The sequence below is a fragment of the Mannheimia sp. genome, assembly GCF_056854775.1.
In genome coordinates this window covers 23,431-37,336 of the sequence record NZ_JBXGGI010000060.1, presented here as the reverse complement: position 1 = coordinate 37,336, position 13,906 = coordinate 23,431, and the positions used below count along the sequence as shown (strand labels likewise).

The window sequence follows — 13,906 nt, the reverse complement described above, 5'->3', positions numbered from 1 at the left end:
TTTAGTGAGTTTATTAGTAGATAGAATGAGATAGTAGTAGACTGACTAAATAGAAAGAATTTGATTGATAACCAGAGTGCTGTGGCTCTACCTGACTCCATTCCGAACACAGAAGTAAAACGCAGTAACGTGGATGGTAGTGTGGTGATTCGCCATGTGAGAGTAGAGCATCGTCGGGTTTTTATTTAGTGAGTTTATTAGTAGATAGAATGAGATAGTAGTAGATTGACTAAATAAAGCGGAAGAGACAGAAGAAAAGAACGAAGACATAAACATAAACAAGACATAAAGAGCCCCTAAGTAGAGATACTTAGGGGTTTTTGCTTTTGTATTTTAACTGATAAAACTATCTGATTTCAGCAGAGATAATTTCTCTTTCCTTTCCTATACGCTTTTTCCCCTTTAAAACAACTCTTTCTCAGTTTCCATAACTTGTTTTGAATACTGTACAAGCGGTGAATTTATAACCAAATTTTGCAACTCAGTATACTGAGTTTCCTTTATTCCCTTGCAGGAATAAAGGAAATAATCCTTGCTAAACAAAATGAGGTGATGATATGCAAAGTCAAATTATTCGGAGGATTGTAGATTCTCCAAATGATTATAAAAACATTGTTGAAAATGCTAAATTTTCTGAATTAAGAGAAATATTCGCTACATATAAACAACATTATACAGGTGAGAATATAGGCTCAATAGTTCAGTTTTATCACGATGAGCGTACTTTAAGAGACAAATTATTAGATTGTTCTCAAAGTGTTATTGATACGTTATCTAAGAAATAAAGAGGAAGTTGGCTATGAGTTTATTAGATAAATATCCATATATCAGAGAAATTCTGGATGAGCTGTCAGAATGTGTTGATAATTCGTCATATTATGTTGTTGCAGGGGGAAATGGTAGTGTTCCATTGAAGAAGCTTAATAATGCAAAAGCTTCTATGGTATCAGGTGCAGGGGCAAGTTTAGATCATGATGAAGAGATTTTATTGCTTTATGATTCTACTGTTTTTGGAAGTGCAAAAGAGGGGGCTTTAATTACGAACAAGAAAATCATTGTAAAACAAGCATTTGAAGGCCTAATGTGCCAGCCTTATTACTTATTATAAGTCATTATCAATCTCCTATAATAAAGGTGAGCTGAAATTTGGTATTTTAAATTTAATGCATTTGCATCGTCAAGATGAGTTACGTGAAGGGTTTATTAACTTGTTATCTTCAATGCTCGCACTATCTAATGAAAAAGGAGAGGTTGAGTGCTCAATTAGTGATGAAGAGTTAAGAGAGCTTGTAGAAATCATTAAAGGAACACAAATTGAAATTGGTGATGAAGTTTCAGGGGTTGATGCATTTGTTGACAAATATATTTATCCGTATGAAAGTGAAATTGAATCTATGTTTAGAAAAATTGGTTCAGATGGTAATGTTGAAATGGTCATAGACAAAGTAATTGATTTCATTCCTGCGCCTGTTAGATATGTCATTCCTAGAAATCTAGTGAAAAAAGCTGTTCTATCTATAAAAGAGAAAGTATTTCAATCTTAAGGATATGCTATGAGTAAACAATACCATTTTGACATTGATTATATCGATACCCGTTATAATCAGAAAGGGCGAGGAGCGGTTGCTGCAACAAGTATTCTTGATGCAAAAAATCGATTTAAGTCTTCACATCCCACTTGTAAAGTTATTGCCTGTGTAAGACGAGATGAGATTATTTCATCAAAAAATGTGGTAAAACAAGAACCATCTCGTAAAAAAGCAGATGAAAGAGAAGATTCTTCATCTTTGAAAAACTCCTTGATTGGAACTGCAATAGGTATAGGGATTGGTTGGTTATTAAAGAAAAAATAATCTGTATAAGTGAAACCTACTAATTTATGTCTAGAGGTTTGCTAATGGACTTGCTCCCTAAGTAGAGATACTTAGGGGTTTTTGTTTTTTTATTCTATTTAGTATAGAAGATTATTTTGCAGAAGCAGAATAAGGTATAAAAATGACCGATTGTTAGCAGGAGAAAGTTGCAAAAGAAAATTTAACTCTTCAATTTAAAATGGCATTAAATTATATTTTACTCCTGTAGCATTAGCACAATATTTCTTTATCAGTTTTTATAATGATTGGCTATAATAGTAGAATTTAAATATTCATTTTTTATAAATCTAACTATGAAAAACAAATCACCTATTATTGCTCTAGTGGCAGGGGAAGTATCTGGCGATATTCTCGGAGCAGGCCTAATTAAAGCATTAAAAATGCATTATCCAAATGCTCGTTTTATTGGCGTAGCCGGTCCACGAATGATATCAGCGGGTTGCGAGACTTTGTTTGATATGGAGGAACTTTCGGTTATGGGTTTAGCTGAGGTGGTTAAACATCTTCCAAGATTACTTAAACGCCGTAAACAAGTGATTGATGAAATGCTTCAAGTAAAGCCTGATATTTTTATCGGTATTGATGCACCGGATTTCAATTTAACTGTTGAAGAAAAACTTAAAGCGAGTGGCATTAAAACTATTCATTATGTGAGCCCATCGGTGTGGGCGTGGCGTCAAAAGCGAGTGTTTAAAATTGCCAGAGCAACTAATTTGGTATTGGCATTTCTGCCGTTTGAAAAGGCATTCTATGATAGGTTTAATGTGCCTTGCCGTTTTATTGGTCATACAATGGCAGATGCGATTCCGTTAGAGCCAGAGCGTTCACAAGCCTGTTTATCGCTCAATATTGATGAAAGCAAACGCTATATGGCAATTTTGGTAGGAAGCAGAGGGAGTGAAATTCAGTTTTTAGCTGAGCCATTTTTGAAAACAGCTCAACTTCTAAAGGCTCGCTTTCCTGATTTGCAATTCTTAGTGCCAATGGTTAATAAAAAGCGAATTGCACAATTTAATGAGATTAAAGCACAAATCGCTCCAGAGCTAGAACTTAATATTATTCAAGGCAAGGCTCGTGAAGCGATGATTGCAGCGGAATGCACGCTCTTAGCGTCCGGCACGGCTGCATTAGAGGCAATGTTGTGTAAATCTCCAATGGTAGTTGGATATAAAATGAAACCGCTTACTTATTGGCTGGCAAAAAGGCTAGTTAAGACGGATTATATTTCTCTACCTAATTTACTTGCTCAAGAACTTCTTGTGCCAGAGCTAATCCAAGAGGAGTGTAATCCGGAGAAGTTGGCAAACCATTTAACGGTTTTCCTCGCAGAGGATATGGAAAGCCAAGCTAAGAAAGCGGATTTAAAACAGCGATTTGTTGAGCTACACAAGTCAATTCAATGTAATGCAGATGAGCAAGCAGCTCAAGCGGTTGTTGATTTATTAAATTATTCTACAAGCGGTCATATTTATTAATTTTTTTGCAAAAGGGAAGATGTATGTGGAAAGAAGTTTTACTTAATTATGGGATTTTCTTATTAGAATTATTAACGGTTTTCGGTATTGTTGCAGTGGTCGTGATGTTGATTTTGGAATCCAAAAAACAAACTGAAAATGGTACAGTATCCATTACAAATTTAACAAAAAAATATAAGGAACAACAAAAATCGCTTGCAGGATTTTTCTTGAGTGAGGCAGAGCTAAAGCATCAAGAAAAGCAAGAGAAAAAAGCAGAGAAAGAGAAGGCAAAATTTGAGAAGAAGCGTTTAAAAGAAGGGGGAACAAGCGGAGAAGCCCCATCTCGCTTGTTTGTACTGAATTTTAATGGCGATATGATGGCACACGAGGTTAATTCTCTACGCCGAGAAATTGATGCAGTGATTAGCCTTGCTGATCCCGAAAAAGATGAGGTTTTGCTGAAGTTGGAAAGTCCGGGAGGCGTGGTTCACGGCTATGGTTTGGCAGCCTCTCAGCTGCAACGTTTGCGTGATCGCAATATTCCTTTAATTGCAGCGGTGGATAAAGTTGCGGCAAGCGGTGGTTATATGATGGCTTGTGTGGCAAATAAAATTGTGTCTGCTCCGTTTGCGGTGATTGGCTCGGTAGGTGTTGTGGCTCAAGTGCCAAATATTCATCGTTTCCTGAAAAAACACGATATTGATGTGGATGTGATGACGGCAGGTGAATATAAACGTACAGTAACTTTAGTTGGCGAAAATACAGAGAAAGGCAAGCAAAAATTCCAGCAAGAATTGGAAGAAACCCATTTATTGTTCAAACAATTTGTCGCTCAACACCGCCCACAATTAGATATTGAAAAAGTAGCAACAGGTGAACATTGGTTCGGACAGCAAGCGATTGAGTTAAATTTAGTAGATGAAATTGCAACCAGTGATGATCTTATTTTAAATGCAATCTCTGAGAAAGAGGTGATTGAATTGAAATATAAAGAGAAGAAAAAATTGAGCCAGAAAATCGGCTCACAGCTAGAACAATCTGCGGAAAATGTTTTAACTAAGATCTTAAATAAAGGTCGTTCAACGATAATGTAGTATCAAACAGAAGGGCTGAACTTATCTAATTCAGCCCTTTTCATTTTAATTAAATCGCTTGTTATTACTCATTTACCACAAAGCAGGCGATGCGAGTGCCATCTGCATAGGTTTTGAGATCGGGCTGGCTGACACGGCATAGATCCGTTGCAAAACGGCAGCGAGCATTGAAAGCACAACCTTTTGGTGGCTTAAGTGGGCTTGGTAATTCGCCTGTTAGCTTAATGCGTTCACGACGTTGATTTGGATCTAAACGTGGTGTTGCTGAAAGCAATGCTTGGGTATAAGGGTGGCGAGGATTACTAAAAATCGTTTTAGTATCGCCTTGTTCAACACAGCGACCTAAATACATCACCATCACTTCATCAGCAATGTGCTCAACAACGGATAAATCGTGAGAAATAAAGACATAAGACAGCCCCATTTCTTCTTGCAGATCCATCATCAAGTTAAGCACTTGGGCTCGAACCGAAACGTCTAATGCGGAAACAGGTTCATCAGCAACTACAATGTCAGGCTGTAGCATCAAGCCACGAGCAATTGCAATTCGCTGGCGTTGTCCACCCGAGAACATATGTGGATAGCGGTCGTAAAACTCAGGTTTTAAGCCAACTTTTGCCATCATTTCTAAAACGCGATCTTTACGTTCTTTTGCCGACAATTCGGTGTTAATTAACAACGGCTCTTCTAAAATTGCTCCTACTTTTTTGCGAGGATTGAGTGAGCTATATGGATTTTGGAATACAATTTGAATTTTTTTACGGCGTAGCTGAGCAGTTTCTTTATCATTTACTAAGAAATTCTGTCCGTTATAGAATAATTCGCCTTCAGTTGGGTTTTCAATCATTGTGAGCATTCGCCCCAATGTTGATTTTCCACAGCCCGATTCTCCTACAATTGCCAATGTTTTGCCACGCTCAAGCGTAAATGATACGCCATCCACTGCTTTAACTAGCTTTGGCGGTGCGAACATTCCTTTTTTAACGGGGTAATATTTTTTTAGATTAATCGCATCGAGAAGCGGTGCGTTTTTATCATTTTTTTGCAAATCGCTCATTTTAACCTCTCAGATGTTGTTCAAATGCAAGTGGTGTGCCTGCGAGTGTTAGTGGTGTATGACATTTCACTTGGCGACCGTTTAATGTATGTAGCTCCGGTTCAATTTGACGGCACTTATCCGTTGCATAAGGGCAACGAGGATTGAGTAAACAACCCTGTGGTCGGTCATATTTGCCCGGTACAACACCCGGTAGAGATTGCAAACGGGATTTCCCTTCGGCAAATTCAGGTAATGCTTTCAGCAATGCTTGGGTGTAAGGGTGAAGTGGCGAGCTGAAAATTTCCGCCGCTTTGCCTTCTTCAACTACTTGTCCGGCATACATTACGATAATGCGATGAGCCGCTTCCGCAACAAGGGCGAGATCGTGGGTAATGAGAATTAACGCCATATTTTCTTTGCGTTGTAATTCTAACAGTAAGTCGATGATCTGTGCTTGAATGGTTACATCTAATGCGGTTGTTGGCTCATCAGCAATTAATAATTTAGGGTTACAGGCAATTGCCATTGCAATCATCACTCGTTGGCTCATACCGCCCGAAAGTTGATGCGGATAAACCTCTAAACGAGATTCAGGATCGGGAATTCCCACCATTTTGAGTAGTTCAATGGCTCGCTCACGGCGACTTGCTTTTGAACCACCTTGATGGACTTTCAACGCTTCCATAATCTGATAGCCTACGGTGTAGCTTGGGTTGAGGCTGGTCATTGCATCTTGGAAAATCATAGACACATCGGCACCCACAATTTGTTGTTTTTCCTTTGGTTTTAATGCCAACAGATCATTGCCGTTAAAGTGTAAATTTTCAGCCATTACACGACCGGGAAAGTCAATTAAGCCCATAATCGCTAATGAACTGACCGATTTACCCGAACCTGATTCGCCCACAATGCCTAATACTTCGCCTTCATTGATTTCGTAGCTTACGCGATCCACCGCTTTAAATGGCGTTTTTTCATCGCCAAAATGGACGGAAAGCTGATTAACAGTTAATAATGCCATCTTGTCTCTCCTATTGTTTTAGTTTTGGATCGAGTGCATCACGCAAGCCATCGCCCATTAAGTTGAATGCCAATACAAGTGATAAAATTGCCAGCCCCGGAATGGTTACTAACCAGTTTGCCGATTGCATAAAGCCACGAGATTCTGCCAACATCGTACCCAGTTCAGGCGTTGGTGGCTGAGCCCCAATGCCTAAGAAGCCGAGTGCGGCAAGTTCTAAAATCGCATTTGAAATCCCCATTGTCATTTGAACGATCAGTGGAGCTAAGCAGTTTGGTAAGATAACCACAAACATTAAGCGGAACACACTTGCACCGGCTACACGGGAAGCGGTTACATAATCACGGTTTTTCTCACTTAATACTTGAGCACGGGTTAAACGCACATAGCTTGGAATGGAAACTGCCGCAATGGCAATGGCTGCATTGGTGAGTGATGGACCAAGAATGGTTACAACCCCAATGGTTAAAAGTAGGCTTGGAATAGCAAGCATAATATCCACAAATCGCATAATGATAATATCAAGCATACCGCCGTAATAGCCCGCGATTAAGCCTAAAATTACCCCGAATACGCAAGAAAGTAGTACAATGATTAAGCCGATAAAGACAGATAATCTTGCACCGTAAATAATACGAGACAGAATATCACGCCCGATATCATCAGTACCGAGTAAATGAGCGGAATTTCCCCCTTCAAACCAAGCCGGAGGGAGTAGTAATGCACTACGGTTTTGCTCAATTGGGTCAAATGGGGCAACCCAAGGTGCGAACACGCAGGCAACAAAGACTATTGCAATAAAGATAAGTCCGATTAATGCACCTCGATTTTGACAAAAATAGTACCAAAACTCCTGCAATGGTGTTTTTGGTTTAGGTGCAGATAATGTTATTGAAGACATTCATCACTCCAAAAATAAAAAGATCCCAAATCCTAGAGAACAAGCGGTTGGTTTTTAGATACTTTTTGCAAATTTATAAGCAAAATTAACCGCTTGAAACCTTGTTATGAATGGCGGATTCTTGGGTTTACAATACCGTATATTAAATCTACGGTTAAATTAACTAAAATAATAATAGTGGCTATGATTAATACAGAGCCTTGTAACACAGGGTAATCACGGCTGTTGATGGCATCAATAATCCATTTGCCGATGCCAGGCCACGAGAAAATATTCTCGGTTAAAACCGCTCCTGACAAAAGTTGCCCTACAATCAAACCAACAACGGTTACTACTGGAATTAACGCATTTCTCAGAGCGTGAACAATCACAATACGAGTGGTATTCAAGCCTTTAGCTTTTGCGGTGCGTATATAATCTTCGCCCAGAACTTCAAGCATTGAAGAACGCGTCATTCGGGTAATCACCGCAAGCGGAATTGTACCTAGTACAATAGCAGGTAAAATTAATGATTTTATTGCTGCTAAAAATGCCCCCGGTTCGTCTGAACGCCAAGTATCAATCAGCATAAAACCTGTTTCGGCTTCAATCCAATATTCAGACGGTAAGCGTCCCGAAGCGGGTAAACCCAGCGGGGTAGAAAAATAAAGGATTAGCACTAAGCCCCACCAGAAAATCGGCATAGAGTAACCGGTCAGTGAAAGCGTGGTAACTGTATGCGAAATCCACGACTCTTTTTTAACCGCTGCAATCACGCCTAAGAAGATCCCTAAAATGAGCGACCATAACAATGCAAAAAATGCCAATTCAACAGTTGCAGGGAAAAGGGTAAAAAATTCTTTCAGTACAGGTTCGTTGTTACGAAACGACCTGCCAAGATCACCTTGTAGCACACCGCTGATATAGCTGATGTACTGCTCAAACAATGGTCGGTTTAAGCCAAGCTGTTCCATCATTTGTTGATGAACTTCAGGCGACAATCCACGCTCTCCCATTCGGATCTCAATCGGATCACCGGGAATAAAATGCACAAGGGCAAAAGTAATTAAAGTAATTGCGATAAAGGTGGGAATCACCATTAATACGCGTTTAAGAATAAATTGAAACATTCAAAATCTCTAATATGTTGGGATTTTATAAAGAGTTATCTGACCTCTCGATCTGATTCCTCTCTTTAGAAAAGAGGGGTTAAGGGAGATTTGACAGAAGTCATTTCCGGAGAAAATAAATAATCACTCAAAGAGATCTTTTCATTCTCCCATTTCGCAAATCGTTGCTACCAAATCTCCCCTTGCCCCTCTTTGCTAAAGAGGGGAGAACAAGCGGTCAAATTTGTAAAAAAATTTGCAAAATTAACCGCTTGCAGGCAGATTATTTATCTGCAAGCTCTACATTATAGAAGTTATGTAAGCCAAATGGGCTCATTACATAACCTTTTACTTCTTTACGAACCGGGAAGTAAACGGTTGAGTGAGCAATGGTAATCCAAGGAGCTTGCTCTTTGAAGATAACTTGTGCTTGTTTGTAAAGCTCTGTACGTTTTGCTTTGTCGCTTTCTTGAGCCGCACCAAGCACTACGTCTTCAAACGGTTTGTGGCAGAATTTTGAGTAGTTTGAACCAGCTTCAACCGCTGAACAGCTTAATAGTGTGTTCAGGAAGTTATCCGGGTCGCCATTATCGCCTGTCCAACCAATCATTGAAGTTGCTGCTTCGCCTTGACGTAAACGTTTGAGGTATTCACCCCATTCGTAACTTACGATTTTCGCATTCACGCCCACTTTTTTCCAGTCTTCTTGGATAAGTTCAGCCATACGGCGAGCGTTCGGGTTGTACGGGCGAGATACCGGCATTGCCCAAAGTTCTGTGGTAAAGCCGTTCTCAAAGCCTGCTTCTTTTAATAACTCTTTGGCTTTTTCAGGGTTATAGTCATAGTCTTGAACAGCGTCATTGTAACTCCACATTGTTGGTGGAATAGGGTTTTTCGCCACTTGACCGGCACCTTGATACACCGCATCCACAATCGCTTGTTTGTTTACTGCGTGGTTTAAGGCTTGGCGAACTTTTTGATTATCTAACGGTTTGATTGAAGAGTTCAATGCAAGATAACCTACGTTCATACCAGATTGGCTCATTAACTCAATATTGGCATCTTTTTTAAGTGCTTCAACATCCGCAGGGTTAGGATATGGCATTGCGTGGCATTCGCCTTTTTGTAATTTGGCTAAACGTACAGACGCATCTGGTGTAATCGCAAACACTAAACGGTCAATTTTTGCTTTACCCTGCCAGTAGTTTTCAAAAGCTTTGTAACGTACGGTTGAGTCTTTTTGGTAATCAACAAATTGGAACGGACCGCTACCGATTGGGTTAGTATCAATACGCTCCGGTTTACCTGCTTTTAATGATTGTTCGGCATATTCAGCAGAATAAACTGCGTTAAAGTCCATTGCTAAGTTTGCTAAGAACGGTGCATTTGGCACTTTTAAGCTGATTTTAACGGTGTGATCGTCCACTTTTTCCACTTTTTCAATGATATTTTGCATATCCATACCGACAAAGTATTCATAGTTGCCACCTGATACTTTATGGAATGGGTGGTTTGGATCAAGCTGACGGCTGATTGAGAATACTACATCATCTGCGTTTAATTCACGGCTTGGTTTGAATTCTTTGTTGTCGTGGAATTTCACGCCTTTACGCAGATGGAAGGTATAAGTTTTGCCATCTTCAGAAATATCCCACTTTTCTGCTAACGATGGGATAACATCGGTTGTGCCTTCTGCAAAGTCCACCAATTTGTTATAGATAGGACGAGCGTTGGCATCAAGGCTTGCACCGTCTGTTACAAGAACAGGGCTCATTGCTGAAGGCGATGCTTCTAAGCAATAGACGAAGGTTTTTGGTGCAGCCATTGCAGTTGCAGAACCTGCAACCGCCATTGCAATTAACGAAAGTTTAGCTAGGTGTTTCATTTTCACTCCTTGAGTTTTATTTATAGATTGAATTACTTTTTTTATGTTAAGTTTTGAATATACAATTTTTTTAGCGAACTGCAATCTTTTTTTAACAAATAGAGGTAGGACTTTATCAAAATTTACAAATGAAATTTGATTGAGCAATTTCCACTTCTCAAAACGGCAGTTTTCCGATATTCTTACAAAGTTTTTGATGGCTGGCTTTAAGGAATATTTTTGCAGTTACCTCTACCGATTTATCAAATTGATGAAGACACTTTCGATAATTTTTACGCAGAGAATAGTGAAGTGTTACTTGAATCTCTCAAACGGAATTTTGCCGATGTACAACAGCCGTTTTTCTATATTTGGGGCGAAAAAGGTTGTGGTAAAAGTCATTTGTTAAAAGCCGTGAGCAATCACTTTCTTTTAAACCAGCAAACCTCAAGTTACATTCCTTTAACAAAAGCTCATTATTTCTCACCGTTGGTTTTAGATAACGCCGAGCTACTGAATGTGATTTGTTTAGATGATATTCAAGCTATTGCAGGTGATGAGGAATGGGAGCTGGCAATTTTCAACTTATTCAATCAAATTCGAGAACAGCAGGGATTATTTAGTGATGGTATAAAAACCTTGTTGTTAATCAGTGCGAATTGCCCGCCTCATCAATTAAATATTAAATTGCCGGACTTACGCTCCCGTTTAACGTGGGGAGAAGTGTATCAATTAAGTGATCTCACTGACGAACAAAAATGCCATATTTTGCAAGCCAATGCACATCAAAAAGGAATTGAGCTATCCGATGAAGTTGCTCATTTTCTGCTGAAAAAAATAGGGTCTGATTTGGAAGAATTGTCCAAAATATTAGATAAATTAGATCACGCTTCTTTACAAGCCCAACGAAAATTAACCATTCCTTTTGTGAAGGAAGCCCTTTCTCTGTAACAAGCGGTTTGATTCTTATCAAAATTTGCAAAAATTTTTGAAAATTTGACCGCTTGCTACCTCTAAATAAGTAACTTATTTGCTACGTTAAAAGAATAGCTTGTGTTACACTTCAGCTAACATTTTTTACCCATTGAGTTATGATGAACCAAACAACCCAATATCAGCTTAAACTACAGAATATCGCTTGTGAGCGAGGTGAAACCCGTTTATTTGAAGGGTGTAATCTTACTGTAAACAGTGGCGATTGGGTGCAGATTGAAGGGCATAACGGCATCGGTAAAACCAGTCTATTACGTATTTTAGCCGGGCTTTCATTACCTGCTGAAGGCGAAGTGCTGTGGAACGATATTCCCATTCAAAAGCAACGTGATGAATATTATTCGGAACTCTTTTATTTAGGTCATTATTCGGGTGTGAAACCGGAGCTGACTGCGTGGGAGAATTTACGCTTTTTCCAAAAAATTCAACAACTGCCGCAAGATGACGAAGCGTTGTGGGAAGCGTTAAACAAAGTTTCCCTTATCGGGCGAGAAGATTTGCCTTGTTCTCAATTATCAGCAGGGCAACAACGCCGTGTTGCGTTGGCTAAATTATGGCTGACCCAAGCCAAACTTTGGATTTTAGATGAGCCTTTTACCGCCATTGATAAAAAAGGGGTAGCAGATTTAATTGCTCATATTGAGCAACATTGTGCCAAAGGCGGATTAGTCATTTTTACCAGCCATCAAGCAGCAGAGAGCGATAAAGTTGCTATTATTTCGTTAGATCAATTTAAAGTATGATTTTATTTAGCATTATTCAGCGTGAATTAACCATTGCCTTTCGCAAACCATCGGAAATTTTAAATCCGCTTTGGTTTTTTTTAATGGTGATTACTGTATTCCCGATTTTAATGGGACCAAATCCTGAATTATTGGGCAAAATTGCCGGTGGCATTGCGTGGGTAGCGGCACTCCTTTCTGCATTGCTTTCGTTTGAGCGTTTATTTCGAGATGATTATTTAGACGGCTCACTTGAACAATTAATGTTATTGCCGTTAGGTTTACCGCAAGTGGCATTGGCGAAAGTGATTGCTCACTGGATTTTAACCGGCTTGCCGTTGATTTTACTTTCCCCCATTGCGGCAATTTTGCTCTCGCTAGAAACCCACGTTTGGTGGGCGTTAGTGATGACATTATTACTCGGCACACCGATTTTAAGCTGCTTAGGGGCAATTGGTGTGGCATTGACTGTAGGATTACGCAAAGGTGGTACTTTGTTAAGCCTATTGATTTTACCGTTATTTCTACCGGTATTAATCTTTGCCGCCGCAGTGCTTGAAGCCGCTACCCTGAATATGGGCTACAGCGGACAACTTGCGATTATCGGTGCAATTTTAGCGGTTACTTTAACTTTTTCGCCATTTGCGATTGCAGGGGCGTTAAGGATTAGTTTGAACTAGATTTGAAAGCAGTAATTTTACAAAAATAAGTAAATAAACATTTCATTTATTACGGAGTTTTTCTATGTGGAAATGGCTACACCCTTACGCAAAATCTGAAACACAGTATCATTTGCTAGGGAAAATCCAACCGTTTTTGGGTTGGTTAAGTTTGATTATGTTAGCGGTGGCTTTTGTGTGGGGGCTTGCTTACGCACCGAAAGATTACCAACAGGGCGATAGCTACCGTATTATCTTTATTCACGTGCCGGGGGCGATTTGGTCGATGGGTGTATATGGCTCAATGGCAGTAGCGGGCTTAGTTGCTTTAGTTTGGCAAATTCGCCAAGCGAATTTGGCGATGATTTCAATGGCACCGATTGGCTTGGTGTTCGCCTTTATTTCGCTTGCCACAGGGGCAATTTGGGGCAAACCGATGTGGGGAACTTGGTGGGTGTGGGATGCTCGCTTAACTTCTGCCTTAGTGCTTTTTTTCCTTTATATTGGCGTAATGGCTCTTTACTCAGCCTTTCAAGATAAACAGACTGGGGCAAAAGCCGCTGCGGTGCTTTCGGTGGTTGGGGTAATTAACCTGCCGATTATTCACTTCTCGGTAGAGTGGTGGAACACGCTACATCAAGGTGCAACCATTACTAAGCTTGACAAGCCGTCAATGGCGGTCGAAATGCTCATTCCGTTATTACTGGCGATTTTTGGCTCATTGATTTTTACCGTGTGGTTTAGTATTTGGCGTTATCGTATCGCATTATTAAAAGATGAACGTAATCGCCCTTGGGTTAAAAATTTAGCAAAAGCAGTGTAAGAAAGTAGGAGATAGAGATGACTTTTCAATTTGAATCAATTAGCGAATTTTTCGCAATGGGTGGTTACGGTTTCTATGTTTGGCTTTCCTATGCCATTACCTTTATTGCAATGGGAGTACTGATTTGGTTAAGCCGCCGTGAACAAAAGGCAATTTTAGCTCAAGCAAAAAAAGAGCTGGCAAGAGAAGAAAAGCTTAAGCAACCACTTTAATAGGCAATACAAGCGGTTAAAAAACGTTAAAATTTTGCAAATATCGCATTAATACTTCTTTATAGGTATTTGGTTTGAGAAATCGCAAAACTTCCTTCAAATTTAGGGAATGTTGTGCGACTTTTTGTTATGCTTATGGTTGGTTATATTTTTAATTTT

16 protein-coding genes and 1 rRNA gene are annotated in these 13,906 nt (G+C 39.6%); 12 read left to right on the top strand and 5 right to left on the bottom strand.

Annotated elements, in window-relative coordinates:
• Positions 1–63 precede the first annotated feature (63 nt).
• From rrf to sohB, 7 genes are all read left to right on the top strand, one after another.
• Positions 64–179: ribosomal RNA gene (gene rrf, locus ACJHV0_RS04800) — 5S ribosomal RNA — on the top strand.
• A gap of 378 nt (positions 180–557) precedes the next feature.
• Positions 558–785 (top strand): hypothetical protein, encoded by a 228-nt coding sequence (locus ACJHV0_RS04795; RefSeq protein WP_283386896.1) that lies wholly within the window; start codon positions 558–560, stop codon positions 783–785.
• 14 nt (positions 786–799) lie between these two features.
• Entirely contained in the window at positions 800–1,108 is a 309-nt protein-coding gene (locus ACJHV0_RS04790; RefSeq protein WP_483133532.1) for a hypothetical protein, read from the top strand.
• Between the two features lie 55 nt (positions 1,109–1,163).
• Positions 1,164–1,544, top strand: a complete 381-nt coding sequence (locus tag ACJHV0_RS04785) for a hypothetical protein (protein WP_483133531.1) — start codon at positions 1,164–1,166, stop codon at positions 1,542–1,544.
• A 9-nt stretch (positions 1,545–1,553) separates the two neighbouring features.
• A complete protein-coding gene (locus tag ACJHV0_RS04780) occupies positions 1,554–1,853 on the top strand; it encodes a hypothetical protein (protein ID WP_483133530.1) in 300 nt (99 codons plus the stop codon).
• A gap of 314 nt (positions 1,854–2,167) precedes the next feature.
• The gene (lpxB, locus tag ACJHV0_RS04775) at positions 2,168–3,349 is read left to right on the top strand and encodes a lipid-A-disaccharide synthase (protein ID WP_483133529.1); all 1,182 of its coding nucleotides are present in this window, start codon (positions 2,168–2,170) and stop codon (positions 3,347–3,349) included.
• Between the two features lie 23 nt (positions 3,350–3,372).
• Positions 3,373–4,425 carry a protease SohB gene (gene sohB / locus ACJHV0_RS04770; RefSeq protein ID WP_483133528.1) on the top strand — a complete coding sequence of 351 codons (1,053 nt, stop codon included), beginning with the start codon at positions 3,373–3,375 and terminating at the stop codon, positions 4,423–4,425.
• Positions 4,426–4,489: 64 nt separating this feature from the next.
• Here sohB and ACJHV0_RS04765 read toward each other — a convergent pair whose 3' ends face one another.
• The 5 genes from ACJHV0_RS04765 to ACJHV0_RS04745 form a co-directional block, all read right to left on the bottom strand.
• Complete coding sequence (locus ACJHV0_RS04765) at positions 4,490–5,482, bottom strand: peptide ABC transporter ATP-binding protein (protein WP_283386901.1); 993 nt, start codon at positions 5,480–5,482, stop codon at positions 4,490–4,492.
• Position 5,483: 1 nt separating this feature from the next.
• Positions 5,484–6,485, bottom strand: coding sequence for a dipeptide ABC transporter ATP-binding protein (gene dppD, locus ACJHV0_RS04760; RefSeq protein WP_025236634.1), 1,002 nt, complete (start codon positions 6,483–6,485; stop codon positions 5,484–5,486).
• Positions 6,486–6,495: 10 nt separating this feature from the next.
• The gene (locus ACJHV0_RS04755) at positions 6,496–7,386 is read right to left on the bottom strand and encodes an ABC transporter permease subunit (RefSeq protein ID WP_483133527.1); all 891 of its coding nucleotides are present in this window, start codon (positions 7,384–7,386) and stop codon (positions 6,496–6,498) included.
• A gap of 104 nt (positions 7,387–7,490) precedes the next feature.
• Positions 7,491–8,495: an ABC transporter permease subunit gene (locus ACJHV0_RS04750; RefSeq protein WP_334232101.1), complete on the bottom strand. Its 1,005-nt coding sequence runs from the start codon at positions 8,493–8,495 to the stop codon at positions 7,491–7,493.
• A gap of 262 nt (positions 8,496–8,757) precedes the next feature.
• Positions 8,758–10,359 carry an ABC transporter substrate-binding protein gene (locus ACJHV0_RS04745; protein WP_483133526.1) on the bottom strand — a complete coding sequence of 534 codons (1,602 nt, stop codon included), beginning with the start codon at positions 10,357–10,359 and terminating at the stop codon, positions 8,758–8,760.
• A 219-nt stretch (positions 10,360–10,578) separates the two neighbouring features.
• On the opposite strand from ACJHV0_RS04745, the gene hda reads away from it, so the two are divergent.
• The 5 genes from hda to ccmD all read left to right on the top strand — a co-directional run bounded on the left by hda (position 10,579) and on the right by ccmD (position 13,747).
• Positions 10,579–11,289, top strand: coding sequence for a DnaA regulatory inactivator Hda (gene hda, locus ACJHV0_RS04740; protein ID WP_025236630.1), 711 nt, complete (start codon positions 10,579–10,581; stop codon positions 11,287–11,289).
• 143 nt (positions 11,290–11,432) lie between these two features.
• Positions 11,433–12,074, top strand: coding sequence for a cytochrome c biogenesis heme-transporting ATPase CcmA (gene ccmA, locus ACJHV0_RS04735; RefSeq protein WP_334239426.1), 642 nt, complete (start codon positions 11,433–11,435; stop codon positions 12,072–12,074).
• Positions 12,071–12,733 (top strand): heme exporter protein CcmB, encoded by a 663-nt coding sequence (ccmB, locus tag ACJHV0_RS04730; RefSeq protein WP_025236628.1) that lies wholly within the window; start codon positions 12,071–12,073, stop codon positions 12,731–12,733. The genes ccmA and ccmB overlap by 4 nt, the downstream gene beginning before the upstream one ends.
• A 64-nt stretch (positions 12,734–12,797) precedes the next feature.
• A complete protein-coding gene (locus tag ACJHV0_RS04725) occupies positions 12,798–13,535 on the top strand; it encodes a heme ABC transporter permease (protein WP_025236627.1) in 738 nt (245 codons plus the stop codon).
• Positions 13,536–13,552: 17 nt separating this feature from the next.
• Positions 13,553–13,747, top strand: coding sequence for a heme exporter protein CcmD (ccmD, locus tag ACJHV0_RS04720; protein ID WP_334257357.1), 195 nt, complete (start codon positions 13,553–13,555; stop codon positions 13,745–13,747).
• Positions 13,748–13,906 lie beyond the last annotated feature (159 nt).

Excerpts from the sequence above, each read along its gene's own strand:
- ccmA (WP_334239426.1), top strand. The coding sequence starts at position 11,433 with ATGAACCAAACAACCCAATATCAGCTTAAACTACAGAATATCGCTTGT.
- lpxB (WP_483133529.1), top strand. The coding sequence starts at position 2,168 with ATGAAAAACAAATCACCTATTATTGCTCTAGTGGCAGGGGAAGTATCT.
- ACJHV0_RS04725 (WP_025236627.1), top strand. The coding sequence starts at position 12,798 with ATGTGGAAATGGCTACACCCTTACGCAAAATCTGAAACACAGTATCAT.
- ACJHV0_RS04795 (WP_283386896.1), top strand. The coding sequence starts at position 558 with ATGCAAAGTCAAATTATTCGGAGGATTGTAGATTCTCCAAATGATTAT.
- sohB (WP_483133528.1), top strand. The coding sequence starts at position 3,373 with ATGTGGAAAGAAGTTTTACTTAATTATGGGATTTTCTTATTAGAATTA.
- ACJHV0_RS04790 (WP_483133532.1), top strand. The coding sequence starts at position 800 with ATGAGTTTATTAGATAAATATCCATATATCAGAGAAATTCTGGATGAG.
- ACJHV0_RS04755 (WP_483133527.1), bottom strand. The coding sequence starts at position 7,386 with ATGTCTTCAATAACATTATCTGCACCTAAACCAAAAACACCATTGCAG.
- ACJHV0_RS04765 (WP_283386901.1), bottom strand. The coding sequence starts at position 5,482 with ATGAGCGATTTGCAAAAAAATGATAAAAACGCACCGCTTCTCGATGCG.
- ACJHV0_RS04745 (WP_483133526.1), bottom strand. The coding sequence starts at position 10,359 with ATGAAACACCTAGCTAAACTTTCGTTAATTGCAATGGCGGTTGCAGGT.
- ccmB (WP_025236628.1), top strand. The coding sequence starts at position 12,071 with ATGATTTTATTTAGCATTATTCAGCGTGAATTAACCATTGCCTTTCGC.
- ACJHV0_RS04780 (WP_483133530.1), top strand. The coding sequence starts at position 1,554 with ATGAGTAAACAATACCATTTTGACATTGATTATATCGATACCCGTTAT.
- ccmD (WP_334257357.1), top strand. The coding sequence starts at position 13,553 with ATGACTTTTCAATTTGAATCAATTAGCGAATTTTTCGCAATGGGTGGT.
- dppD (WP_025236634.1), bottom strand. The coding sequence starts at position 6,485 with ATGGCATTATTAACTGTTAATCAGCTTTCCGTCCATTTTGGCGATGAA.
- ACJHV0_RS04750 (WP_334232101.1), bottom strand. The coding sequence starts at position 8,495 with ATGTTTCAATTTATTCTTAAACGCGTATTAATGGTGATTCCCACCTTT.
- ACJHV0_RS04785 (WP_483133531.1), top strand. The coding sequence starts at position 1,164 with ATGCATTTGCATCGTCAAGATGAGTTACGTGAAGGGTTTATTAACTTG.